26 protein-coding genes are annotated in these 24593 nt (G+C 65.3%); 15 read left to right on the top strand and 11 right to left on the bottom strand.

Annotated elements, in window-relative coordinates; all coding sequences use genetic code 11:
• The 4 genes from NHH73_16980 (at position 1) to NHH73_16965 (ending at position 3901) form a co-directional block, all read left to right on the top strand.
• Positions 1-1926, top strand: coding sequence for an acyl-CoA dehydrogenase (locus tag NHH73_16980; GenBank protein ID USX24321.1), 1926 nt, complete (start codon positions 1-3; stop codon positions 1924-1926).
• Between the two features lie 12 nt (positions 1927-1938).
• Positions 1939-2241 (top strand): Dabb family protein, encoded by a 303-nt coding sequence (locus tag NHH73_16975; GenBank protein USX24320.1) that lies wholly within the window; start codon positions 1939-1941, stop codon positions 2239-2241.
• 6 nt (positions 2242-2247) lie between these two features.
• Entirely contained in the window at positions 2248-3246 is a 999-nt protein-coding gene (locus tag NHH73_16970) for an NADP-dependent oxidoreductase (GenBank protein USX29641.1), read from the top strand.
• A 127-nt stretch (positions 3247-3373) separates the two neighbouring features.
• Positions 3374-3901, top strand: a complete 528-nt coding sequence (locus NHH73_16965; GenBank protein USX24319.1) for a superoxide dismutase family protein — start codon at positions 3374-3376, stop codon at positions 3899-3901.
• Between the two features lie 147 nt (positions 3902-4048).
• Here the strand turns inward: NHH73_16965 and NHH73_16960 are convergent, their stop codons facing one another.
• Complete coding sequence (locus NHH73_16960) at positions 4049-5128, bottom strand: tartrate dehydrogenase (GenBank protein ID USX24318.1); 1080 nt, start codon at positions 5126-5128, stop codon at positions 4049-4051.
• 97 nt (positions 5129-5225) lie between these two features.
• On the opposite strand from NHH73_16960, the gene NHH73_16955 reads away from it, so the two are divergent.
• Positions 5226-6161 carry a LysR substrate-binding domain-containing protein gene (locus NHH73_16955; protein ID USX24317.1) on the top strand — a complete coding sequence of 312 codons (936 nt, stop codon included), beginning with the start codon at positions 5226-5228 and terminating at the stop codon, positions 6159-6161.
• A complete protein-coding gene (locus NHH73_16950; protein USX24316.1) occupies positions 6158-6595 on the top strand; it encodes a GNAT family N-acetyltransferase in 438 nt (145 codons plus the stop codon). Before NHH73_16955 ends, NHH73_16950 begins: the two co-directional genes overlap by 4 nt.
• On the opposite strand, the gene NHH73_16945 is transcribed toward NHH73_16950, so the two are convergent.
• Genes NHH73_16945 through NHH73_16930 form a run of 4 tightly spaced genes read right to left on the bottom strand, consistent with a single transcriptional unit; the run spans position 6592 to position 12023 of the window.
• Positions 6592-9024 carry a hypothetical protein gene (locus tag NHH73_16945; GenBank protein ID USX24315.1) on the bottom strand — a complete coding sequence of 811 codons (2433 nt, stop codon included), beginning with the start codon at positions 9022-9024 and terminating at the stop codon, positions 6592-6594. The genes NHH73_16950 and NHH73_16945 overlap by 4 nt on opposite strands.
• The gene (locus tag NHH73_16940) at positions 9021-10292 is read right to left on the bottom strand and encodes a glycosyltransferase (protein ID USX24314.1); all 1272 of its coding nucleotides are present in this window, start codon (positions 10290-10292) and stop codon (positions 9021-9023) included. The genes NHH73_16945 and NHH73_16940 overlap by 4 nt, the downstream gene beginning before the upstream one ends.
• 26 nt (positions 10293-10318) lie before the next feature.
• On the bottom strand, positions 10319-11170 hold the full coding sequence (locus NHH73_16935; GenBank protein USX24313.1) for a hydrolase 1, exosortase A system-associated: 852 nt from the start codon (positions 11168-11170) through the stop codon (positions 10319-10321).
• Positions 11160-12023 carry a hydrolase 2, exosortase A system-associated gene (locus NHH73_16930; protein ID USX24312.1) on the bottom strand — a complete coding sequence of 288 codons (864 nt, stop codon included), beginning with the start codon at positions 12021-12023 and terminating at the stop codon, positions 11160-11162. The genes NHH73_16935 and NHH73_16930 overlap by 11 nt, the downstream gene beginning before the upstream one ends.
• A gap of 287 nt (positions 12024-12310) precedes the next feature.
• Here NHH73_16930 and NHH73_16925 point away from each other — a divergent pair, with 287 nt between their 5' ends.
• The 3 genes from NHH73_16925 (at position 12311) to NHH73_16915 (ending at position 16007) form a co-directional block, all read left to right on the top strand.
• Complete coding sequence (locus NHH73_16925) at positions 12311-13939, top strand: acyl-CoA ligase (AMP-forming), exosortase A system-associated (protein USX24311.1); 1629 nt, start codon at positions 12311-12313, stop codon at positions 13937-13939.
• Positions 13940-14000: 61 nt separating this feature from the next.
• A complete protein-coding gene (locus NHH73_16920) occupies positions 14001-15740 on the top strand; it encodes a S8 family serine peptidase (protein ID USX24310.1) in 1740 nt (579 codons plus the stop codon).
• A gap of 3 nt (positions 15741-15743) precedes the next feature.
• The gene (locus NHH73_16915) at positions 15744-16007 is read left to right on the top strand and encodes a hypothetical protein (GenBank protein USX24309.1); all 264 of its coding nucleotides are present in this window, start codon (positions 15744-15746) and stop codon (positions 16005-16007) included.
• Positions 16008-16032: 25 nt separating this feature from the next.
• Here the strand turns inward: NHH73_16915 and NHH73_16910 are convergent, their stop codons facing one another.
• The 4 genes from NHH73_16910 to NHH73_16895 all read right to left on the bottom strand — a co-directional run bounded on the left by NHH73_16910 (position 16033) and on the right by NHH73_16895 (position 18629).
• Complete coding sequence (locus tag NHH73_16910; protein ID USX24308.1) at positions 16033-16419, bottom strand: VOC family protein; 387 nt, start codon at positions 16417-16419, stop codon at positions 16033-16035.
• A gap of 170 nt (positions 16420-16589) precedes the next feature.
• A complete protein-coding gene (locus tag NHH73_16905; protein USX24307.1) occupies positions 16590-17333 on the bottom strand; it encodes an NRDE family protein in 744 nt (247 codons plus the stop codon).
• Positions 17324-17611: a DUF4936 family protein gene (locus tag NHH73_16900; protein USX24306.1), complete on the bottom strand. Its 288-nt coding sequence runs from the start codon at positions 17609-17611 to the stop codon at positions 17324-17326. Before NHH73_16900 ends, NHH73_16905 begins: the two co-directional genes overlap by 10 nt.
• A gap of 1 nt (position 17612) precedes the next feature.
• On the bottom strand, positions 17613-18629 hold the full coding sequence (locus NHH73_16895; protein USX24305.1) for a folate-binding protein: 1017 nt from the start codon (positions 18627-18629) through the stop codon (positions 17613-17615).
• A gap of 162 nt (positions 18630-18791) precedes the next feature.
• Between NHH73_16895 and mltG the strand changes: the two genes are divergently transcribed.
• From mltG to NHH73_16865, 6 genes are read left to right on the top strand one after another with little or no spacing between them, the layout of a single operon-like run.
• Positions 18792-19781, top strand: coding sequence for an endolytic transglycosylase MltG (gene mltG / locus NHH73_16890; GenBank protein ID USX24304.1), 990 nt, complete (start codon positions 18792-18794; stop codon positions 19779-19781).
• Positions 19782-19785: 4 nt separating this feature from the next.
• Positions 19786-20418, top strand: a complete 633-nt coding sequence (gene tmk, locus NHH73_16885; protein ID USX24303.1) for a dTMP kinase — start codon at positions 19786-19788, stop codon at positions 20416-20418.
• A gap of 26 nt (positions 20419-20444) precedes the next feature.
• The gene (locus NHH73_16880; GenBank protein ID USX24302.1) at positions 20445-21482 is read left to right on the top strand and encodes a DNA polymerase III subunit delta'; all 1038 of its coding nucleotides are present in this window, start codon (positions 20445-20447) and stop codon (positions 21480-21482) included.
• Positions 21483-21492: 10 nt separating this feature from the next.
• Entirely contained in the window at positions 21493-21873 is a 381-nt protein-coding gene (locus NHH73_16875) for a PilZ domain-containing protein (protein ID USX24301.1), read from the top strand.
• A 57-nt stretch (positions 21874-21930) separates the two neighbouring features.
• Positions 21931-22710, top strand: coding sequence for a TatD family hydrolase (locus NHH73_16870; GenBank protein ID USX24300.1), 780 nt, complete (start codon positions 21931-21933; stop codon positions 22708-22710).
• 7 nt (positions 22711-22717) lie between these two features.
• The gene (locus NHH73_16865) at positions 22718-23395 is read left to right on the top strand and encodes an ankyrin repeat domain-containing protein (protein ID USX24299.1); all 678 of its coding nucleotides are present in this window, start codon (positions 22718-22720) and stop codon (positions 23393-23395) included.
• A gap of 72 nt (positions 23396-23467) precedes the next feature.
• On the opposite strand, the gene NHH73_16860 is transcribed toward NHH73_16865, so the two are convergent.
• Positions 23468-23941, bottom strand: a complete 474-nt coding sequence (locus tag NHH73_16860) for an RES family NAD+ phosphorylase (GenBank protein USX24298.1) — start codon at positions 23939-23941, stop codon at positions 23468-23470.
• Complete coding sequence (locus tag NHH73_16855) at positions 23938-24501, bottom strand: MbcA/ParS/Xre antitoxin family protein (protein USX24297.1); 564 nt, start codon at positions 24499-24501, stop codon at positions 23938-23940. Before NHH73_16855 ends, NHH73_16860 begins: the two co-directional genes overlap by 4 nt.
• Positions 24502-24593 lie beyond the last annotated feature (92 nt).

Below are 24593 nucleotides of genomic sequence, written 5' to 3'. Positions count from 1 at the left end.
ATGGCATCGAAACTGCTGTCGCGCCGCGACATCGACTTCATGCTGTACGAATGGCTGGACGTGGAATCGCTCACTAACCGCGAGCGCTTCCGGGACCACAACCGCGAAACCTTCGACGCCGCCATCGACACGGCCGAGCAGCTGGCCGCCGATCTGTTTGAGCCGCACAACAAGAAAAGCGACAGCCAGGAGCCGCACGCGGTGCCCGGCGAGCACTGCCTGAACGTCAAGATGATTCCCGACGTGAAGGTGGCGCTGGACGCCTACTCGGCGGCGGGTCTGATGGCGTCGGGTCAGGACTACGAGCGCGGCGGCATGCAGCTGCCGTGCGTGGTGGAAAAGACCCTGGCGTGCTACTTCACCGCCGCCAACGTCAGCACCACGGCCTACACCTTCCTGACCACGAGCAACGCCGGCACCTTGCTCAAGTGCGGGACGCCGGAGCAGGTGCGGCGCTTCGCCGATCCGATGTTCGCCGGCCGCTACTTCGGCACCATGTGCCTGTCCGAGCCGCAGGCCGGCTCCAGCCTGTCGGACATCACCACCCGCGCCGAACCCGATCCGGTCAACGGCGTGGATGGCGAACGCCAGTACCGCCTCAGCGGCAACAAGATGTGGATCACGGCCGGCGAGCACGAGCTGTCGGACAACATCGTCCATCTGGTGCTGGCCAAGATACCCGGCCCGGACGGCAAGCTGATTCCAGGCGTCAAAGGCATCTCGCTGTTCATCGTGCCCAAGTTCCTGGTCAACGAGGATGGTAGCCGGGGCGAGCGCAACGATGTCGTGCTGGCCGGCCTGAACCACAAGATGGGCAATCGCGGCGCCACCAACTGCCTGCTCAACTTCGGCGAGGGCAAATTCAAGCCGATGAGCAAAGGCGGGGCGGTCGGGTATCTGGTCGGCACCGCCCACCAGGGGCTGGCCAATATGTTCCACATGATGAATGACGCGCGTATCTGCGTCGGCCTCGGCGCGGCCGTGCTGGGCTACACCGGCTATCTGCACGCGCTTGACTACGCGCGCAACCGCCCGCAAGGCCGCCATCCGGCGCAGAAGGACCCGGCCCAGCCGCAGCTGACCATCATCGAACACACCGACGTGCGGCGCATGCTGCTGGCGCAGAAGGCTTACGTCGAAGGCGCGCTGGGACTGGTGCTGTATTGCTCGCGCCTGGTCGACGAGCAGAACACCGCCGAAACGCCGGAAGCGCGCGAACACGCCGGCCGCTTGCTCGATTTCCTCACGCCGGTCACCAAGTCGTGGCCGTCGCAATGGTGCGTCGAGGCCAATAGCCTGGCGATCCAGGTGCACGGCGGCTACGGCTATACGCGCGAATACAACGTCGAACAGTTCTACCGCGACAACCGCCTCAACGCCATCCACGAAGGCACGCACGGCATCCACGGCCTGGATTTGCTGGGCCGGAAAGTGGCGACGCAGGACGGCGCGCTGTTCAAGGCCTTCGGCGCCGAGTTGCGGCGCACGGTGCGCAAGGTGCGCGGCGGCATCGGCGCGCCCGGCGCAGTCCACGCGGCCAGCGCACACCTGTCGGCCGAAGCGGCCGATGACATCGCCGCCGAACTGCTGGCGCACGCCGACGTGCTCGATACGGCATGGCAGAGGGTGGAACAAGTCACGCAGAGCCTGTATGCTGTCGGCGACATGAACAAGACGCTGGCCAACGCCAGCGCCTATCTGGAAGCGGTCGGCCACGTGGTGCTGGCGTGGATCTGGCTCCAGCAGGCATTCCTGGCGGCGCGTGCGCTTGCCGACGCCAACGCTGCGGATGTCAGCTTTTACCGAGGCAAGCTGCAGGCTTGCCGCTTCTTCTACCGCTGGGAGCTGCCGAAGGTGGCGCAGCAGCTCGAGCTGCTGGCCAGCGTGGACACCACCACGCTCGATATGCAGGATGCGTGGTTCTAACAAAGGATAAAAATGCTGAAACACATCGTGATGTGGAAACTGAAAGAACACGCCGAAGGCGGCGACCGTGCCACCAATGCCGCCAAGATGAAAGCAATGCTCGATGGTTGCGCCGCTCTGGTGCCGGGCATCCTGAAGTTCGAGGCGGCGCTGGCGCAGCCGGGGCTGGAGGCGACCTACGATGTGATTTTGTATTCCGAGTTCACCGACAAGGCCGCGCTGGACGCCTATCAGGAACACCCGGACCACGTGGCGATCAAGCCGTTCTTCGGCGCCGTGCGCGATCAGCGCCAATGCATGGACTACGAGGTGTAAATGGATATTCCTTCGACCTACCAGCGCATCGTCCTCGCCTCGCGTCCGCGCGGCCCGGTATTGCCCGAGAACTTCCGCCTGGAGACGGTGCCCGTGCCGGAGTTGGCCGACGGCCAGGTGTTGATCCGCAACCACTATCTGTCGCTGGACCCGTATATGCGCGGGCGCATGAGCGCGTCCAAAAGCTACGCCGATTGCCAGGCGCTCGATGAAACCATGATCGGCGGCACTGTCGGCCAAGTGCTGGCGTCGCGCAATGCGCGTTATCAGGCCGGCGCGTTCGTCGGCGGCGTGCTTGGCTGGAGCGAAATGGGCGTTTCCGACGGCGCCATGCTGCGCAAGCTCGATCCTTCCGGCATCCCTCTGTCGGCTTATCTGGGCGCGGTCGGCATGCCCGGCATGGCGGCATGGTACGGCTTCAACCAGATCATGGCGTCCAAACCGGGTGAAACGATCGTGGTTTCGGCCGCCAGCGGCGCGGTCGGCAGCGTCGTCGGACAGTTGGCCAAACTGCGCGGCTGCCGCGCGGTCGGCATCGCCGGCGGGGCGGAGAAATGCGCATACGTGGTCGATGAACTGGGCTTCGACGCCTGCATCGATTACAAGGCCGGCAACCTGGAACGGGATCTGGAGGCGGCAACGCCGGATGGCGTCGACGGCATCTTCGAAAACGTTGGCGGAGCGGTGCTCGATGCGTCGCTGGCGCGCACCAACGCCTTCGCGCGCATCGCGTTGTGCGGCATCATCGCCGGTTTCGCCGGAGCAGATCTGTCGATCAAGAACTCGCGCATGCTGCTGATCAATCGTCTGACCTTGCGCGGCTTCATCATCACCGAGCACATGGACTTCTGGTCGCAGGGCTTGCAGGAGCTGGGGGAGCTGGTCGCCGATGGCAAACTCAAGTATCGCGAATCGGTGGCGCAGGGACTGGCCTCGGCGCCGGACGCGTTCATCGGCCTGATGGAAGGGCGGAATTTCGGCAAGCAGCTGGTCAAGCTGATTTGATCGTGATTTGTTGATAGGTGAATTGTTTCACACACTCTACATTACGACTGTTGTCGATCCGACCAATAAGCGGTAGCCTAGACCTTGCTTGACGTACCCGAAGTACTCTCTTGAAGATAGGAAATATATGAAGAAGATCGCCCTAGTGCGCTGCATGATGAGTTTGTCCCTGATGGCGGCATCGACCGCCTTTGCCGCGAGTACGACCGCCGAGGCGCCGTTGAAGGCCACCGCCGGCAACAAGGTCAGCGGCGTCGTGAATTTCGAGCAAGGCAAGGACGGCTTGCGCGTCAAGGCCCGCATCGAAGGACTGACGCCCGGCTTGCACGGCTTCCACATTCACGAAAAGGGCGACTGCTCGGCGCCGGACGGCACCAGTGCCGGCGGCCACTTCAACCCGTCGACGACGCAGCACGGCGATCCGGCCAAGGCGGCGCACCACGGCGGCGACTTCGGCAACCTGAACGCCAACGACAAGGGCGTGGCCGAGCTCGATGTGACGGTGCCGCTGACGCAGATCAACCTGACCGACGGCAACCCGGCCAACGCGGTCGGCCGCTCGGTGATCGTCCACGCGGCGCCGGACGACATGGTGACCCAGCCGACCGGCAATTCCGGCGCCCGTTTGGCCTGCGGCGTCATTGCAGCAAAGTAGGGCGATTGGCGCGGAAATTGGCCATGCCGGAGACGCTGGTCTGCATGCTACGTGTTCGCGGAGAATCGGCACGGTGCGTAAACCAGGATCCACGTAGGGCGGATTAGCGAAGCGTAATCCGCCACAGCGCCGCCCGCGACCCGACAATCACCTCAACGCCGCCGCGATCGCCTTGCCCGCGCCCGTCGTATCGGCCGTTCCGCCCAAATCCGGCGTCCGCGCGCCGTCCTGAATACACGATTCGATCGCCGCGACAATCGCATCATGCGCCGCCCGGTACTTGCCCTCGCCGGCACCCAGGAAATCCAGCATCATCGCGCCCGACCAGATCATGGCCACTGGATTGGCGATGTTTTTTCCATAGATATCCGGCGCCGATCCATGCACCGGCTCGAACAACGACGGCCAGGTCCGCTCCGGATTCAAATTGGCCGATGGTGCGATCCCGATCGTCCCGGTGCATGCCGGCCCCAGGTCCGACAAGATATCGCCGAACAAATTGGACGCCACCACCACGTCGAACCGCTCCGGCGACAATACAAACCGCGCGCACAAAATATCGATGTGGTACTGGTCGCGCCGGACTTCGGGATAGCCTGCGCCCATCGCTGCAAAACGCTCGTCCCAATACGGCATGCTGATCGAAATCCCGTTGGACTTCGTTGCCGACGTCAAGTGCTGCTTCGGCCGGCTCCGCGCCAGCTCGAAAGCGTACTTCAGCACGCGATCGACGCCGGTGCGCGTAAAGACCGACTCCTGCAACACGAATTCCCGCTCCGTGCCTTCAAACATCTTGCCGCCGACCGAGGAATACTCACCCTCGGTATTTTCACGGACGATGTAGAAATCGATGTCGCCCGGCTTCTTGTTCGCCAACGGACAAGGCACGCCGGGCATCAAGCGCACCGGCCGCAGGTTGACATACTGGTCGAACTGGCGACGGAATTTGAGCAGCGAGCCCCACAGGGAAACATGGTCCGGCACGGTCTCCGGCCAGCCGACGGCGCCGAAGAAGATCGCGTCGAAGCCCTTGAGCTGTTCAAACCAGTCGTCGGGCATCATCTTTCCGTGCTCAACGTAGTAGTCGGAGCTGGCCCACTCAAACGTGGTCCATTCGATGCCGATGTCGAAGCGCTTCGCGGCCGCCTCGACCACCCGTATGCCTTCGGGCATGACTTCCTTGCCGATGCCGTCGCCAGCGATGACTGCGATCTTGTGCGTTTTCATTGTTTTTCCTCCGTTAGCCGATGACTGCCAGCATATCGCGCCGCGGCTGGTTTAGAATGTGTCTAATTGTGATCCCATAAAACACGTTGTGTGAATAATGAACGTGACTAAGAATATCGAAAACAGCGATTTGCGCGTGTTTGCCACGGTTGTGCGCAAGGCCAGCTTTGTCGCCGCCGCCGAGGAGCTGGGCATGTCGCCGGCCTACGTCAGCAAGCGGATCGGCATGCTGGAACAGGCGCTGGGCGTGCGCCTGTTCCACCGCACAACCCGACGGGTGGTCGTCAGCGACGATGGCGAGCAAGTCTACGCGCGGACGCTGGCGATACTGGCGAGCCTGGACGGCCTGTTCGACGAGCTCGCCGAGCGGCAAGGCGTGCCGCGCGGCCAGTTGCGCGTCAGCAGCAGTTTCGGCTTCGGGCGCAATGTCGTCGCGCCCGCCATCGCCGGACTGGCGGCCGACCATCCCGAGTTGCAGGTGCGGCTGGAGGTGTTCGATCGTCTGGTCGACATCGTCAGCGAAGGGTTCGACATCGACGTCCGCATCGGCGACGCGATCGCGCCGCAGCTGATCGCCCGGCGGCTGATGACCAACCACCGCATCCTGTGCGCGTCGCCCGCGTATCTGGCGCGACGGGGCACGCCGCAAACCCTGCGCGAGCTGGAGGAGCACGATTGCCTGCCGATCAAGGAGCGCGATTTGCCCTTCGGCGTCTGGCGCCTGCGCAGTGCGGCCGAGGAGGGCGTGGTCAAGGTGAACGGCCCACTATCGACCAACCATGGCGAGATCGCATTGCAGTGGGCGGTGGCCGGCGCCGGCATCGTGCTGCGCTCGCGCTGGGACGCACAAGCGCATCTCGACCGCGACCAGTTGGTGCAGATATTGCCGGCGTACACACAGGAAGCCAATGTCTGGGCGGTCTACCCGCAACGGCTCGCCGGCTCGGCCAAGGTGCGCGTGTTCGTGGACTTCCTCGAACGGCATCTCGCGTGCGACAATCCGGGATCAGCCAATCAGATGCCACGCCTATGACCGACCACGCACAATACGATATTCGTTCCGGGGACTGGAACGTCCTGCAGGAAGACGCCAGGATGATCCGTTTTGAAGTCTTCGTCGAGGAACAAAAGGTTCCCGCGGAGCTGGAGATGGACGCCATGGACGCGGTCTGCCTCCACGCGGTCGCCTACGACGCCGCCGGCACGCCCGTCGGCACCGGACGCCTGCTGCCGGACGGCCACATCGGCCGCATGGCGGTGCGCAAGAGCGGACGCGGCGCCGGTGTCGGCGGCGCCTTGCTGCAAACGCTGATGGCGCAGGCCAGGGCGCGCGGCGACCGCCAAGTCGTGCTCAGCGCGCAGTCGCACGCCGCCCCGTTCTACCAGCGCCACGGCTTCGCGATCGAAGGCGACGAGTTTTTCGAAGCCGGTATCGCCCACATCAACATGCGCTACATCTTCGCCTAAGGCGTGATAGTCCGGCGCGGCCGCATCAGGCCCGCCGCCAGCAGCAACATGAACAACAACTGCACCTTCGGCACATCGAACAGGCTGTCGAACACGCCCACCACCAATGCGCCGGTCAGCGCCGCCAGGAACACCGCCGCCTCCACCCGGCCGTGCCAGGCGCTGCGCGCCATCCGTCCGGCCGCATAAACCAGCAGCAAGCCCATCGCCACGGTCCCCAGCCAGCCCTGCTCGAAGTAGGTGTGGATGTAAAAATTCTTGATATGCCAAGGCAAGTGATCGCGGTCGCTGGTGAAGAACCAGCCCGCCTGGCCGGCCGTGAAGTCGCCATTGCGCAATAACTCCGGGCCGCCATCGCGCGCCCGCACGCTGACGTTGTCGATATCGACAATGCCGGCCTGGCCGCCGCTGGCCAGTTCCAGCTGCACCGGTAATCCCCATCGCTGCCCCATGCCCGCGCTGTAGAAGTCCAGATCGAAGTGTTGCCATCGGCCGTCCGCCGGCGTCGGCTTGCGTCCGGGCGACACGCAGTTTTGCGGATACAGCAGCCACCGCTCGCAAACGGCCAGCCACACGACAGCCTTGGGATCGCCGCGTTTGACGTCCAGCGAAATCCGGTAGTTGGTATTCGGCTCGAGGCGAACATGCTGTATGTGGCGCAGCACATCGCTGTAGCCACGCGGATGCACCGGCGCGGCCATTCGCAGGTAGTTGTTGCCGGCGAGGTCGGTTTCGTAGCGAAAACTCCCCGGGCGGATGCCCAAAGTATTGCCCCAATAATAGGTGCGCGGATAACTTCCCAGCCCGGCGCCGAGCAAAGCCGTCGGCAAGTCGTCCGGCATCATCTGCAAGGCCTCGTCCCAATGGCGGGTGCGCAGCTCCCAATCCTGGGCGACCGTGCTTATGCGCTCGCCCATGTAAGAGCTGCCCAGCACCGGAATGGCCATCGCCAGCAGCGCCGCCGCGCCCGCCCCAAAGGTGACGCTGGCGCGGCCGATGTGCCATAGCGGCTGGTGGAACAGCAGGCTGGTGACGCAGATCATGCCGCCCAGTCCAACCACCCAGGCCGCGTCCAGTGCGGCCGGCATGCCGCCCCAGTGGCGCGCCACCAGCAGGCAGGCGACCGCGAGGGCCGGGTAGGCGCCCAGCGCCAACGCGGTGGCGTGCTCTCGCCACGCGCGCGGACCGGCCAGCGCGGCGATGCCGGCCAGCCCGGCGGCAAAGCCTGCCGCCGCCAGCGACAGATAGGGCGCCTTTGCCCAGCCCGGCACCGTGAGCTTGCGCAGGGCGAGGAACAGGGCCAGATCCAGCAACAGCAACGCGGCGGCGGCAGCGCCGGCCCACACCAGGTAGCGCGGCCGCAGAGCCCAGCCGGCGGCGCGCGGCAGCCCGCCCGTCAGCAGGGTCGCGCCCAGCAATACGAGCAAGGCGCCCAGCGTGCGGTAGCCGCCGGTGGCGAACGAGCGCATCAGCAACGCGCTGATCACCGCGAGCAGCACCGCCATCGCCGCCAGCACGCCCGGCCGCAGCTTGCCGGCGGCCAGTTGCGGACCGCCCACCAGGCAGCCGATCACGACGCCGGAGGCGGCATACGCCAGCCAGACGTCGCGCGAGAAGGTGGTGAAACCGGTGAACAGGCCCATCATTAGCAGCACCAGCGCGGCGCCCAGCTGCCAGTGTTTGGTCGGACCCAGCAGCCAGCAGGCCACGAACGGGAAGCTCAGCGCCAGGAAGGCGTCGAGCGCGGCGCCGCCGGTGTGCATGGCCGAGAACGACGCCGTTGGCCGGTAGTCGGTGGAAAAGTTGAGCAGGCCGGGAAACAACCAGCGCTCCCAGCCCTGGATCAGCGCTGTGCAGCACAAGCCGAGCAGCATGCCCGGCGTCAGCAATGTGCGCAGGCCGGACAGTTCGGGACCCACGCTGCGGGTCAGTAGCGGCAACAGTACCAAGGCCCACGCCAGGCCTTTGGCCACGCGCAGGCTGTTGTAGTGGCTGTTGTAGCTGACGAAGGCGTTCAGGTCCAACGGCGGTAGCGGAAGAAGGCCGCGAACGGCGGCAATGGCGGTGGCGGCGATCACGGCGGCGAGCAAGAGCTTAGCGACCGTAGGCAGCCTGCCGGTGCGTTCGCAGGGCGCCAGCCGCCAGTAGCCGACCGCCGCCGTTGCCATCAGCATCAGATCGAGTTCATCGACATAGAACCAGCCGGTCCAGGTGCCCAGGTCCAGCCATGGCAGCGCGGCCGGCACCAGCAGCAGCCACAGGGCCGGGCGCCACCAGAGCAGCGCCGCGTAGGCGGCTACCGCCAGCGCGGCGGCCAGCGGCCGGAAAGGATAGTGGATCAGCAGCGCCATCAGCAGCGCCAGCGGTATCGGCGCCAGCAGGCGCCACAGCACGACGCCGGCGGCGCCGACCGGCGGCTCGCGCGTCACGCTGCCGCCGCGCCGGCCTTGACCGCCCCCGTAGCGCCGGCCACCTCGTCGAGCAACTGCGCCAGCGCGGCGCTGCGCGCGTGGCGGGAATGGGCGGCGACTACGGCGGCGGGCGCCAGCGGTGCCTTGCCGTCCCGCACCAATGCCAGGAAACGTGGCAGTGTTTGCATGATGTTCTCCTCGGAGTCGAGCGCGGCGATTGTTTCGATGCCGGACGCGCGCAGCGTGGCGGCGGTGTCGCTGGCGGCGTCGGTCAGCGCCAGGATCGGGCGGCCGGCGCGCAGGTATTCATATAGCTTGGCGGGAATCTGGTGGTTGCAGTTGGACGCCTGAAGTATCAACAGCGCGTCGACGGTGAGCATTTCCGCCAGCGCGGCGCGGTAAGGCTGATGCGGCGCGATGCTCACCATGTCGTCCAGTCCATATTTAGCCAGCAATCCGGCCAGGAAGGCGTCGTGACCGGTGGCGCGCAGCAGCAGCTTCAAGGCGCCCGGGCCGATCACGCCTTGTCGCCGCAGCGCGGCCATGGCGGCGAACAAGGGCGCCGGATCGCGTTCCGATGGATAGATGACGCCGCTGTGCAGCAGCACCAGCGGCCGCCCGGCGGACGGCGACGGCGCGTTGGGGACGCCATCGCGCTGGGCGTCGAGGAAATTGTCCTCGTCGTAGCCGTTTTCCACAAGGCGGAAGCGTTCGGCGGGCAGGTGCGGAAAGCGTTGCCGGTAGGCCTTGACGGCACCCGGGGTGGTGCACACGGCCACCGTGCAGCGCTCGACCGTGCGGCGCTCTATCCACAGGTAGGCCTTGCGCGTGAGCGGATTTTCCGGATAGCCGACATCGGTCATCGGATCGCGCAGGTCGGCCACCCACGGCAGGCCCGACAGGCGTTGCAGTACGTAGGCGATCAGGTGGGCGGTGGCGATCGGGTAGGTCGACCACAGCACTTGCGGACGATGCCGGCGCAGCAGCCGCAGCCCGGCCGGTACCGCGCCAAACAGCCACGACACCCAGCGGTCCGGCAGCGCCATCAGACTGGCGTAGCGGCCGCGCAGCGACAGGTGGCGCGCCGTGTCGAGCGCGAAGGCGCGGCACACCGGAACGCCGGCGGGGATCTCGCCCATCTGGTCGTCGCCGCGGTTGCCGTAGGCGCGCGGATGCGCCGACAACAGCACCGGCTTCCAGCCCCATTCCGGCAGGTATTGCGAGAACTTCAGCGTGCGTTGGATGCCGCTGCTGCCGCGCATCGGCGGATAGTGGAAAGCGATCATCAACACTTTTTTGGATGGCGCCGTCGCTACCATGTGTGCACCCAGTTCGCGGTCCAGTCGGCGACCTGGTCGCGCCATACGCGACGCGAGAATGTGTGGTCGGCTTCGCCGAGTTCGTGTCGAGTGGTGCCGGCGCGCGCGAGCAGCGTTTGCCAGGCGGGCGAGGCGTCGGCCAGGTCGGTGAATTCCTTCGCGGTCAGGTCGGCGCCGCTCAGTATGAGCAGCACCGGCCCTTTGAAGCGCGACCAGCCCGCCAGCATGCGCGACGGCAGGTCCGCCGGCACCTGGCCGGCATCGGCCGCTGGCTTGCCGCCCGCGCCGCTGGCGGCCATCAGCTGGCGCAGCGAGCGCCAGGCGGCGCCGGCGTCGAACCGTCCGCTGAACAGCTTGCGCCACAGCGCGCCCTGCAACAGGCGGCCACGGTAATAATGCTTGAGTGTGGTCCGCGCCGCGCCGGCTTCGGTGCGCACCCACGGGTTCAGCAGTACCAAGCCGCGCACGCGCGCGTCCTGGCTGGCGTAAAACAGCGCGGCCGAGGCGCCGTCGCACAGGCCCCACAGTACCACTTCGCGCAGGCCGGGCACGGCCGCCATGAAGTGGTCGACGGCCGCGCGCACGTCGAGGTCGACATCGCCGAAGTCACGCTGCGCGCCATCGCTGTCGCCCATGCCGCGGTAATCGAAGCGTTGCACCGGAATGCCGCGCGCCGCCAGCGTGCGCGCCAACAAGGTGAACTGGCGGTGGCTGCCGGCGCGGTATTGCGGGCCGCCGACGATGATCAGCACGCCGCGCGGTGACGGCTGTCCGGGCAGACTGAGTACCCCGTGAAGTTGCTCGCCGCCGCAACGAAAGGCCACGGCGTGTTCGTCATAGCGCATCGACGAGCTCCATCGCCAGCCACCGCGCGAGCGCGGCGGTCGCCTCCAGCAGCGGTTGGCAGGTGGCGATTTCCTGGCTGCCCCAGAAGGCCGGGCCGGCGATCCGGGTCATGGCGACTTCGGCGCCGCGCTGGCGCAGCGCTATCAGCGCCTGGTCCGTGGCGGGGGAGGGCGCGCGCGCCGGCGGGCCAATGTCGAACCAGTGCAGCGCGCAACCGGCGCGGCCGAGCGGCGCCAGCTTCAGGCCATCGATGGCCTGCGCCAGTTCCGCGGAAAGTTCGTAGCCGGCGACTTCCAGCGACAGTCCGGCCGCCAGCATCGCGCGCAGGGCGGCGGTGGTGTTGCCGGCCGCGCCCGTCGCACTCATCATCGCGCCGGCCATGCGCAAGCGCAGAAATTGCGTGAGAAAGGTGGCGCCGTCCAGTACCGGCTGCCACAGGATAATGTGACCCGGCGCGTAGGCGGGGCTGGCGCTGGCGGCGTAATCGAGCGCCAGCAGCGCGCCCAGACGCAGCCCGAGCAGGGCCGGGCGGTGGCCGCTGCGCTGTTGCAGCCACGCGCTGGCGAGGCCGACGTCGTCGCGCCAGTGGCGCCAGCGGGCGTCGGCGAAATCGCCGCTGCTGTCGCCGCAGCCGTGCAGGTCGATGCGCAAGGTGGCGATGCCTTGCCGCGCCAGTTCCAGCGCCAGCAAGGCGGCCATGCGCCGCGATTTGTTCATTTCCTCGGCAAAGGGCGGTACATAGACCAAGGCGCCACGACATGCGCCGGCCGCCCGCTGGTACAGGCAATAGCGTAGCCCGCCGGCGTCCGTGCTTGCGGGCAGAAAGAACGCTTCGGTCGTCATGTCGGTCATTGAATACTCCGTAGACGGTTTTGGGGGATGCGCCCCATCACCTTGCCATGGAATTCAGGTCCCTTGGGACGACCTAGCGCAAACAAATGCTCATAAAGCTGGTTTGGCAGCAAAAAAAGCCGGGCCGTCGGCGACCGCTTGGAAACCGGCATGCCGATTGACATTCGACATGCTACGCGCGCGCCAGGCCGCTAAGATCGGAGGGGACTCTCCGTTCGCTTCCGAGTCGTCCTGCGCGCCGCCGGCCGAGCCGGCCTTTCCGCAAAAAACCTGCAAAAGAGGGTGATATGGGCAGTGCTACGAGCTATCTGGTGCACGAGTTTATTTTCCGCTCGGCCGAGCGCGCACCCGCTTCCGAAGCGCTGGTCGACGGCGCCCGGCGCCTCACCTACGAGCAACTTGCGATCCTGACCACACGCACTTGCGCGGCGCTGCGGGCGCATGGCGCGCGGCGCGGCGAGAGGGTCGCCGTCTACATGGAAAAGAACATCGAGCACGTCGCCGCGCTGTTCGGCGCCGCCGCTGCCGGCATGGTGTTCGTCCCCGTCAATCCTTTGTTAAAGCCCGAACAGGTCGCCTACATCCTGCGTGACTGCGACGTCCGGGTGCTGGTCACCAGCGCCGACCGGCTGCGCCAGTTGGCGCCCGGCCTGGGCGGCTGCGACAGCCTGCAAACGGTGCTGGCGCTGGGGGCGGCGCGCGCGGCCGCGCCGTGCGCCGATATCGGCCGGATCAAGGTGCTCGACTGGGAACGGGCGCTGGCGCAAGCCGACGCCGCCGGGGCCGACACCGCGACCTTGCCGGCGCGCCGTATCACCGAGTCGGACGTCGCCGCCATCCTGTACACCTCCGGCAGCACCGGCCAGCCCAAGGGCGTGGTGCTGTCGCACCGCAACCTGGTGGCCGGCGCGGCCAGCGTCGCCGGCTATCTGGGCAACACGGCCGAGGACCGCATCCTGGCCGTGCTGCCGCTCAGTTTCGACTACGGCCTGAGCCAGCTCACCACCGCCTTCCTCAGCGGCGCCTGCGCGGTGCTGATCAACCACTTGCTGCCGCGCGACGTGCCCGCCGCCGTGATCGCCGAGCGCATCACCGGCCTGGCCGGCGTGCCGCCGCTGTGGATGCAGCTGGCCGCGCTCGATTGGCCGACGCCGTGTACCCTGCGCTACCTCACCAATTCCGGCGGCGCCATGCCGCGCGCCACGCTCGACCGGTTGCGCGCCAGGCTGCCGGCCGCCACGCCCTATCTGATGTACGGCCTGACCGAGGCGTTCCGTTCCACCTTCCTGCCGCCGGCCGAGCTGGACCGGCGTCCCGACTCGATGGGCAAGGCCATCCCCAACGCCGAGGTGCTGGTGCTGCGGCCCGACGGCAGCGAATGCGCGCCCGGCGAAGCGGGCGAACTGGTGCACCGGGGACCGCTGGTTTCGCTCGGCTACTGGAACGACGCCGCGCGCACCGCCGAGCGCTTCAAACCCTACCGCTCGCCGCTGACGGGCCTGATGCTGCCCGAGATGGCGGTGTGGTCGGGCGACACCGTGCGCCGCGACGAGGACGGCTTCCTGTATTTCATCAGCCGCGCCGACGAGATGATCAAGACGTCCGGCTACCGGGTCAGTCCGAACGAGGTGGAAGCGGTGCTGTACGCGCAGGCCGAGGTGGCCGAGGCGGCCGCGCTGGGCGTGCCGCATCCCGTGCTGGGCCAGGCGATCTTGGTGGTGGTGTCGGTACGCGACGGGCGCGCGCTCGACGAGGCGCGCCTGCTGGCCGCGCTCAAGCCGCACCTGCCCAACTACATGCTGCCGCATAAGATCGTCGTGGCCGACGCCAGCCTGCCGCGCAACGCCAATGGCAAGATCGACCGCAAGCTGCTCAGCACGCAGTATCTGCGCGCCTATGCGCCTGCGCGCGATTGATGCTTAGCTCGCCAATGTTGTACAGTATGTCTTATCTTTAACACTTTAAGACAGGGCGAATATGGCGAGCAAATCCAAGTCCGCGGTCGGCGGAAAAAACAAGATGTCGGCCAGCCTGGCCGTTTTGTTGGCATCGAGCGAAGCCGAACAGGTGACCGGCGCGCCGAATTTGCTGTCGGTCAGAAAACGCGTGCCGAACCTGGCGCCGATTTACCACGTCCTGGTCCGCTGTACCGATCCGCAGACCAAATCGGTCGCCGGCATCAAGCTCGTCAAAGGCTCCGGCGAGGTGATGACGGCGCTGGTGCCGGCGGCCAAGCTGATGGAGTTCGCGCAGGATGAAAAAGTGGAGCGCGTGTCGGCGCCCAGGCGTTTGCGCCCGCTGATGGATATCGCCGGGCCGCTGGTCGGCGCGCCGGAATATCGCGCCCAGAATAAAGTCTCCGGCGAGGGCGTGATCGTCGGCGTCGTCGATACCGGTATCGATGTCAACCACCCGGCCTTCGCCGGCCGCATCCTGAAAATTTGGGACCAGGAAATCGCCGGCGAAGGCCCCGGAACCGGCTATAGCAAGCTGGGCCGCGTGCTGACGGGCGCGTCGATGGACGCCAGTGCGGACATGCACGGCCACGGCACCCATGTGGCCGGCATCGCCAGCGGCGCGGTGGCGCCGTTCAGCGGCATCGCCGGCGGCGCCGACCTGCTCATCGTCAAGACCAATTTCCAGAACAGCGCGATCGTCGAAGCCGTCCGCTGGATCTTCGACGAGGCCAAAAAGCTCGGGCGCCCGTGCGTCGTCAACCTCAGTTTGGGCGGCCACTTCGACGGCCACGACGGCGAGGACGACACCAGCGTCGGGATCAGCGATGAATGCGGCCCCGGCCGCTTGGTGGTGGCGGCGGCCGGCAACGAGGGCGGCGATCCGATCCATGCGCGGCAGAAGGTCGATTCCGCCCAGGCCGTGCGTTTCGAGATCAAAGTGCAGCCGAAGCGGTCCAACCTGTCGGCGCCATGGTTCCTGATCAACGGCTGGTACTCGGGCAAAACCAAATGCGAGGTGCGGGTCATCAGCTCCACCGGCGCGGCGACGCCGTGGCAAGGTCTGCTCGGCACCGATCCGGCCGCCAAGACGACCATGTTGGGCAGCGATCAGGTGGTCATCTCGACGCCGGAATCCTTGGCGCCGGGCGGCGACCGGCAATTCCTGGTGGAGGTGTCCGGGCAGGGCGCGGTGCAGGGCGGCCTGTGGAAGGTGGAGGTGCGGCGCAAGTCGGGCGCGGCTGCCGATGTCGATGTCTGGCTGTTGAGCGACCAGGAGCGCTACGGTTCGGCGGAGATGCTGGCGCCGGTCTTCGATACGCTGGTCGGCTCGCCAGGTTCCGGCAAGGACGTCGTCACGGTCGCCTCCTACACCTCGCGCAACCAGTGGATCGATATTTCGGGCGCTCCGCAATCGGTCGGCCTGGCGCCGGACACGATATCCGAATTCAGCAGCCCGGGGCCGCTGCGCGGCGGCGCCCTTAAACCCGACGTCGCCGCGCCCGGCGCGATGATCGCGTCAGCCCTGTCGTCGGCCTCCAGCGTCGATAAAAACGATGTGATCGCCCAGGGCTATCGGGTGATGGCGGGCACCAGCATGGCTTCGCCCGTGGTCACCGGCCTGCTGGCGCTGTTCTTGGAAAGCAACCCGAAGGCGACGCCGGCGCAAGCCAAGGCGTGGTTGAAGAAAAATTCGGCCGTGCCCGATTCGGCCGCCGGCGCGCATGATATAAAGTGGGGATATGGCTTGATCAAGGTATAGATCATGAGTGGTACGAAGTTTGACGCCGCCCTCAGCCTGGCGCTGGTGCGGCCGCAAGAGGGCAATGTCGACGTCTCGGTGCGGCTGCGGTCGCACCTGACGCCGGACGAGGCGGGCGAGTTACAGCGCCTGGGCTGCGCCGACGCCGATACCCGGCGCCGGGTGCTGTTCGCGTCGCTGCCGGCCGACTCTTTGAGCGCGCTGGCGCGGCATGACAAGGTCGCGCAGCTATCCCTGGTCCAGAGGATGGCGCCTCATATCAAGTAAGCGCAAATAAGCGCAAATAAGCGCGCTATTGTCCGGCGGGAGGTTGCCAGAGCTCGACCTTGTTTCCCTCCGGATCGACCACCCAGCCGAACTTGCCGTATTCCGAGTCGTCGGTGTTTTCCAGCACATGGCAGCCCTCGTCGCGTAAGAGCTGGAGCAGCGCGGTGAGGTCTTCGACCCGGTAGTTCACCATGAACGATGAAGCGCTGGGAGCGAACTGATTGCTGTCGGCCGCGCCGATCGACCAGATGGTGCTTCCCTTGGCAGGGTTGCCGGCCTGATCGGCCCAGGTGAACGCGGCGCCACCCCAATCCTGCACGTCGATGCCCAGATGCCGCCGGTACCAGGCGCGCAGCGCGACCGGGTCCTTTGCGTGGAAGAAAATGCCGCCGATGCCGGTTACACGTTTCATAGAAGACCCTCCAAGACCCGTTAATACGCCCGATTAAACTCTAGCATAGGTTGGGACAGCGACAACCAGTTGATCACGTAGGGTGGATTAGCGAAGCGTAATCCGCCATCGCCGGGTCGCCAACGCCGTAAGCACGAGCCCGTGTAGAAATGGTGGACCTGACCCCGGAGTTATTGAATTAGCATCTCATGCAGGGTGGCGTGGGCGTCGGCGTACAGCTTGACCACCGTCGAGGTGCGCGTGCCGTAGCTTGGGCTTTCGATGCGCACCGCCGACAGCATCCGCTCCAGGTCCAGCGGCACGCCGGTTTCCGGCAGGCGCTGGTCGGGCGCGGGCGCGGTGTCGGCCAGCATTTCGAAGAACGCTTCGTCCGGTGCGCCCAGGCACAGCAAACTGGCGAACTGCGCCTTGGTCTTGACTACCTTCGGCCACGGCGCGTCGAGCAGCGCGTTCGACAAGCCGTACACGCCAGGTTCGAGCGGCTTGCCGTTGCGCGGGTCGCCGTCGCCGCGGTTGGAGAACCAGATCAGCGTGTCGCGGTCGCCCAGCACCAGATTGAAGCCGTTGTAATCACCGGCGCTGTCGCGGATGGACTCCACGTACTCCTGCGGCGTGACGCAGCTTGCCAGGAAATCGGCCACCAGCCGCCCGCGCGACGGGGCGTCCTCGCGGTGCTCGGACGGCGCGCGGATGTTGGTGATGGCGGCAAAGCGCGCCGCGCCGCCGCACTCGGACGGTTGCGTGATGCCCATCCAGCTGCCGCCGGCCTGCAGGTCGCGGCCGGCAAAGATCTGTGGATGCTCGGGCCACGGCGCCGCCGGCGCAGTGGCGCGCTGATAAAACTCGTCGCGGTTGGCTGCGGCCACCAGCGGCACCGCCGGGATCACCCGCCAGGCAAAAACAATCAGGCACATGGGACTAAATCCGTAAACATTTCGGTATGGCGCGCTCCGCTAGTCCAGGCGGACAGGCCGGCCCGTTCGACGGCGTCGGCCAGCGCCGCCGCGAAACCGGCAGGCGTGGCGGCGTAGACTTCCATCCACGTCTGCAAGCCATCGTTGACTTCCGGACGACGCTTGAGATGGCAGGCGACGCCGTGCCCACGCGACAGCTCCGCCTGCATCGAGACGACCGCAGCCTGCAAGGAAGCCGTGTCGGCATCCTTGACCTGATAATAAATATAGAGATCCATGCTAGAGGTCGAGCGGGTCCAGCACGTACGGCATGTCGAGGAAGGCCAGGGCCGGACCCTGCGCCGAGCCGAGGCGGACCGAGGCCGCTTCGATCGCGGCGAGTTTCATTTCGACCAGCGCGTCGACGCCGCCGTTGCCGTTGGCGGCGGCGTTGACGATCATGCCGCATGGCTGCTCGGGATCGGCCGTGGCGAATACTTCGGCGCCGGCGGCGGCCGCCGGGTCGGGGATGCTGACCAGGGTGGTGCGGCGCTTGAGCTTGCCGAGGTACTGGCTGCGGGCGACGATTTCCTGGCCCGGGTAGCAACCCTTTTTAAAGTTCACTCCGCCCAGCAGTTCCAGATTAACCATCTGCGGGACGAACTGCTCCTGCGTGGCCTTGGCGATCTGCGGGATGCCGGCGTGGATTTCAGACAGGTGCCAGGCCTGGTTGCCGCCGACGGTGAGCCGGTCGGCCAGTTCGACCGCGACCGTTTGCGCGACCTCGCCCGACAGCAGCCATTGGTAGCGGGCGGCGCCGAAGGCGTCGGCCACGCGCAGCAGCGTGCCCAGCGGATGATCGATTTTGGCGAACGGTTTGGCGGGCAGGGTGTCGAACCACGTTTGCAGCACGGCTTCGGCCAGGCCGCCGCCCAGGCCGAGCACGACCTGGTTGGCGGGCGCCTCGGTGGCGTCGCTGAGTTTGGCTTTGGCGCGCAGAACGAACATCGACAGCCGCTTTTGCACGGCCACCTGGATGTCGCGCGATAATTGCAGGAAGATAGTCGTCTCGTTGCGCCACATCAGGAACGAGGCCAGCAGACGGCCTTTCGGCGAGCAATAACCGGCCAGGCGCACGTCGCCCGGCCCGAGGTGCTCGACGTCGTTGGTGAGCTGGTTGTGCAGGAAACCGGCCGCTTCCTCGCCGTCCAGCGCGATCAAGCCCTGGTCCGTGATGGGCGCGACAAAACCGACCGCCAGCGCGACGGGCGTCAGCGGGGAGGCCGGCTGTGCTAAAAGTTCATTCCAAGAAGACATAATTTCCAATAGTTTGACGATTAAAGCATTATCATTACGGGCTCATTATAGTGATGTCCCGAAGATCGCGTCGGATGCCGTGCAAAACGCGGTGCTGGCGGTCCGATCCGAGAAGTGGCAAGCTGTACCGATTTCAGTTGATCCTACAATCCGGCTCGAACAATGGCATTTATCAAAAAAATAATTACACTCTGCGTTCTCCTGGCAATCGCCTGCGGCGGTTACTTCATGTACTGGTCGCAGGCCCCGATTATCGTCGGCGACGTTGAACCGATACCCTTCACCATCATTCCGGGCAGCGGCGCCCACGCGGCCGGCGAGCAAATCTCCGACGCCGGTATTCCGATGGGGCCTTTGCTGTTCAACCTGCTGGCCCGCGTGACCAATAAAAGCGGCCGCCTGAAGGCCGGCTCGTACGAGCTCAAGCCCGGCACCACGCCGCTCAAGCTGATCGACCAGCTGGTGCGCGGCGAGTTCGCGCAGGAGCAGCTGACCATCATCGAAGGCTGGACGTTCCGCCAGATGCGCGCGGCGATCGCCGCCCATCGCGGCCTCAAGCATGACACCACCTCGCTCAGCGACCAGGAAGTGATGAACGCCATCGCCTCCGAATACAAGCAGCCCGAGGGCCTGTTCTTCCCGGACACCTATCTGTTCGCCAAGGGCGCCAGCGACCTGCAAATCTATCGCCAGGCCCACACGATGATGCTCAACCGCCTGGCCTCGGCCTGGGAAAAGCGCGATCCAGCGTTACCGTACAAGAATCCGTACGAGGCGTTGACGATGGCCTCCATCGTCGAGAAGGAGACCGGGCAAAAGTCCGAGCGCAACATGATCGCCGCCGTGTTCGTCAACCGGTTGAAAATCGGCATGATGCTGCAGACCGATCCGACCGTGATCTACGGCATGGGCACCAAATACGAGGGCAATATCCGTAAAAAGGACCTGGAGACGGACACCCCGTACAATACCTACACGCGCAACGGCCTGCCGCCGACGCCGATCGCCTTGCCGGGTGTGCAGTCGCTGGCCGCGGCGCTGGCGCCCGCCAAGTCGCAGGCCCTGTATTTTGTTGCCCGCGGCAACGGCACCAGCAAATTTTCCGATAACCTGACCGACCACAACCGGGCAGTGAATCAGTACCAACGATAACCACATGACTCAACAAAGCGCCACGCAACACAGCGGCAAATTCATCACCTTCGAAGGCATAGACGGGGCCGGCAAGTCGACCCACATCGCATTCGTCAGCGAATACATCAAGTCGCGCGGCATTGCGCTGGTCAGCTCGCGCGAGCCGGGCGGCACGCCGCTGGGCGAAAAGCTGCGGGAACTGGTATTGCATGAAAAAATGCACCTGGAAACGGAGGCGCTGCTGATGTTCGCCAGCCGCCGCGAGCATATCGCGCAGGTGATCGCCCCGGCGCTGGCAGACGGCGCCTGGGTCATCTCGGACCGCTTCACCGACGCCAGCTTTGCCTATCAAGGCGGCGGGCGCGGCATGGATCTGGCCAAGCTGGAAGCGCTGGAGCAGTGGGTGCATCCGCATCTCCAGCCGGACCTGACGTTGCTGTTCGACGTGCCGCTGGAAGTGGCGCGCGCGCGGCTCGACGCCACCCGCGCGCTGGACAAGTTCGAGCAGGAGAAGGCCGATTTCTTCGCCGCCACCCGCAACGAGTATCTGCGCCGCGCAACCCAGTTTCCCGAGCGTTTCCGCGTGATCGATTCGACGCAATCGATCGCGCATATCCAGTTGCAGATCAGCGCAATACTTGACGATCTACTTTAAACGCGCCACCTAAGTATCTGAATATAATGAGTAATACGATCTATCCGTGGCAAGAATCGTCCTGGACCCAGCTGCAACAGCTGCGCCAGCGCATGCCGCACGCCATCCTCTTCCATGGCGCCGCCGGCATTGGCAAGTCCGACTTTATCGAACGCTTCGCCCAGGGGCTGCTGTGCGAGGCGGTACTGCCGGACGGCCACGCCTGCGGCCAGTGTGCCTCGTGCGGCTGGTTCGCGCAGCAAAACCATCCGGACTACCGCCGCGTGCGGCCTGAGGCATTGGAGGACGAGCCTTCCGCCGAAGGGGGCGAGGAAGGCGAGGCCGAGACCAAGAAGTCGGCCAAGTCGGCCAAGGCGCCGTCCAAGGAAATCAAGATCGAGCAGATCCGTAATCTGGCCGATTTCATGAACATCTCGACCCACCGCCAGGGTCTGCGCGTGGTGGTGCTGTATCCGGCCGAGGCGCTCAACATGCCGGCCTCCAACGCCTTGCTGAAGACGCTGGAGGAACCGCCTCCGGGCACGGTGTTCCTGCTGGCGTCCAACAGCCTCGACCGGCTATTGCCGACGATCCTGTCGCGTTGCCGCAAGTTCGCGCTGCCGATGCCGAGCCACGCCGAGGCGCTGGCCTGGCTCAAGGCGCAGGGCGTGGCCGACGCCGACAGCTGGCTGCGCGAGCAGGGCGGCGCGCCGCTGGCGGCGATGGCGCAGGCCGAGACGGGCAACCGCGACGACTTGGAAGTGTTGCTGCAACTGCTGGCGCGCCCAAGCGTCGAAGGCGCGTTGAAAGTGGCTGATAAACTTCAAAAGGTGCCGCTGAGCGCGCAGGTATCTTGGCTGCAACGCTGGCTTTATGATTTGTTTTCCTACAAACTGGCGGGTAACATTCGTTACTATCCCCGCTACCAGAAAGAGCTGGCCGGGCTGGCGGACAAAATCCACGTGAGCAAGCTGTTGGCGGCGATCAAGGGCGCCAACGAGCGCCGCGCGACGTCCGACCATCCGCTGTCGCCCAAGCTGTTCTTGGAGGATATGTTGCTCGACTATACCGCCTGCGTTGCCTGAAAGGTAAGCCATGTCCGCTGCCAGTCCCGTCGACCCGAACGCCGCGCCCATCGCGCGGCCGACGGTGTTGTCGCTGGCAATTAAGGAAAAGGCGGCGCTGTATGCCGCCTACATGCCTTTCCTCAAGAACGGCGGGATGTTCGTGCCGACGCAAAAGCCGTACAAGCTGGGCGACGAAATCTACCTCATCCTGGCGTTGATGGACGACCCCAACAAATATCCGATCGCCGGCAAGGTGGCCTGGATCACCCCGCCCGGCGCACACAACAACAAGGCGCAGGGCATCGGCGTGCATTTCCCCGACGACGAGAGCGGGCAGCGCGCGCGGCTGCGGATCGAGGAAATCCTTGGCGCCGCGCTGAGGTCGTCGCGCGCCACGCATACCTTGTAGGCGTTTTTGCGAAGTGCCGCGCCGATGCGCCTGCCCCGTCCGGGGTACAATATCGCCATGTTTATCGACTCCCATTGCCATATTAATTTCCCCGAGCTGGCTGCTCGCATGCCCGAGATCCTGGCCAAGATGGCCGACAACAAGGTGACCCACGCGTTGTGCGTATCGGTCGACTTGCCGGATTTCCCACAAGTGCTGGCGCTGGCCAAGGAATACCCGCACATTTACGCCTCGTGCGGCGTGCATCCCGATTACGAAGACACGCCCGAACCTAGCGTTGAGCAGTTGGTCGAACTGTCCAACCATCCGAAAATTATCGCCATCGGCGAGACCGGCCTGGATTACTTCCGCCTGCAGGGCGACCTCGAGTGGCAGCGCGAGCGTTTTCGCACGCACATCAAAGCATCAAGAATCACGCGTAAGCCCTTGATTATTCACACGCGCGCGGCCAGCGAGGACACCATCCGCATCATGCGCGAGGAGGGCGCCGGCACCGAGGCCGGCGGCGTCGCAGGCGTCATGCACTGCTTTACGGAATCGCTGGAAGTGGCGCGCGCGGCCATCGATATGGGCTTTTACATTTCGTTCTCGGGTATCGTCACCTTCAAAAGCGCGAAGGACTTGCAGGCGGTGGCACTGGAAGTGCCGCTGGAGCGCATTCTGATCGAGACCGATTCGCCGTATCTGGCGCCGATGCCGCATCGGGGCAAGATGAACGAGCCCGGCTTCGTCGCCCACGTCGGCGAATATATCGCCAAGCTCAAAGGCGTACCGGTGGAGCAAGTGGCGGAACAGACGTCCGCCAATTTCTTCAAATTATTCAACGTCGTGGCGTAAAAAGCTCATGTTGATTCTACAGACAGCTCGCCGCCGTTTCCTGCTGGGAGTGCTTGCCGTTGCGGCGGCCCTGCCGGCCTTCGCCGCCGATCAGACGGACGAAGAGGTGGACTTCTTCCGCGCCGTGCAGGTCGACTATGTCGGGGGCGTCAAGAAAGTGCTGGCGCGCGGCCTCAATCCCAACGTTCGCGACCCGAGCGGCGAGACCGGCCTGATCCTGGCGATGCGGCACGACGCGGTCAAGGTCGCCACCGTGCTTATGGATCAGCCCGGTATCGACCTGGAAGCCAAGGCGCCCAACGGCAACACCGCGTTGATGATGGCGGCATTCCGCCAGAATAAGCCGGTGGTGCTGGACATGATCAAGCGCGGCGCGCACGTCAATCAAAAGGGCTGGACCGCGTTGCATTACGCGGCCGCGGCCGGGAGTGTGGAGATCACCAACATCCTGCTGGAGCAGCACGCCTACATCGACGCCGAATCGCCGTCCGGGATGACGCCGTTGATGATGGCGGCGCGCGAAGGCGCGGAGCAGGTGGTGGCGTTGCTGTTGGAGCGAGGCGCCGACGCCACGCTGAAGGATCGCGGCTTCAAGCTCACGGCGGCAGAGTTCGCGCTAAAGGCGGACAAGCCGTGGATTGCCAAAAAGATCAACGCGTTCCTGGCGGCTAAGGCCCAGCGTTAAGTGTAGCGGTTCGGCTTTGGTAACGCCTGTGGCGCTGCACTTTCCAACCGCCCCGGCGCCAGGATTGCTTAGTCAGGCAAGGAACCGGGGGTCATAGATCCAGCGCTTCAGGGTGGTCGCGACGACGGCGGCAGCGTCGCCGTGCAGCGGATTGATCAGTATGTTGTATTCGTCCGGTACGATTACCGATGGCACCTGCAGGAGGGCCGTCGCGCCAGCCGCAATCCAGGCGTCGCCCGCCGCCCTGGCGCTCATTCCAACTGGAACCGCATCCCATCCGCCGGGCAGCGGCGCGAGCACATGGCGCGCGGCCCATACGTCATCCGGAATGTCGATGCGCACCAGGTAGCGATTGAATGGTAGGCTGCCGCCACGCAAATAATGGACCGTCTCAAGGGTGGCCAGAGCGATGTTCGCGGCGCAGTAGACCACCGCTGTACCTTTGCTATTCCAACGCCCGCCCGTCGTCTTGGCGCCGGTGCCGCTCAAATCATTGGCTGCGTAAGTTGGTGCCTCGACCGCGATCCGCCAGACCGGCACGCTCACGCGTAGGCTCCGCTCTGGCTCATAGACAGCAACTCGGCGACCAGTTTCTGGCCCTCGAAGGTATCCATGTAACTCGCCGGCGTCTCGCCAGCCAGCGCAGGCAATGGCTTGGTGAGCCACGCCGACACCCAGCGTGCGGCGTCGAACCCGGTCGGATCGCCGGACTGCTCGACCATGGTTTGCACCATGCCAATTAGGGTTTCGACGCCTAGGACCCGTTCCGATTCATCCTTCGACAACACTGTGGCGTCCTTCTCTTTGCGGCTGATCGTCGCGCGCGACAAGCCCAGACTGGACAGCAAAGTTTCCTTGCTCATGCCCATGCGCGACGAAAGGTTGCCGATCATCGACGCAGGAATACCCTGTCTGATCATCGCAATGCGCGCCTGTGGATCGACGCGATAAAGCTGCTCACCGGCGACGATAGTGGCGCTGTGGCGGGCGTCCTCCGGCGCCGTGGTGCTCGCTAGGGCAAAGTTGCCGCAGGTCGCCGCTGTGGCTTTAATGCGAGCAGCGCTGGAAGCTGCCGCATGCTTTGCAACGGTCTTGGGATTTGACATGAGTTGTCTCCTTTGAGACGGCAGTATATATCAAATGAGGCAGTTCGCAAGTCTTGACGTCATGCCCAACTTTCGTGCAGCGGGTCGCTATA

It is taken from the genome of Oxalobacteraceae bacterium OTU3CINTB1 (assembly GCA_024123955.1).
Taxonomy (GTDB): Bacteria; Pseudomonadota; Gammaproteobacteria; order Burkholderiales; family Burkholderiaceae_D; genus Rugamonas.
Note: the sequence above shows the minus strand (reverse complement) of the source record. Positions and strands in the feature narration are given on the sequence as shown.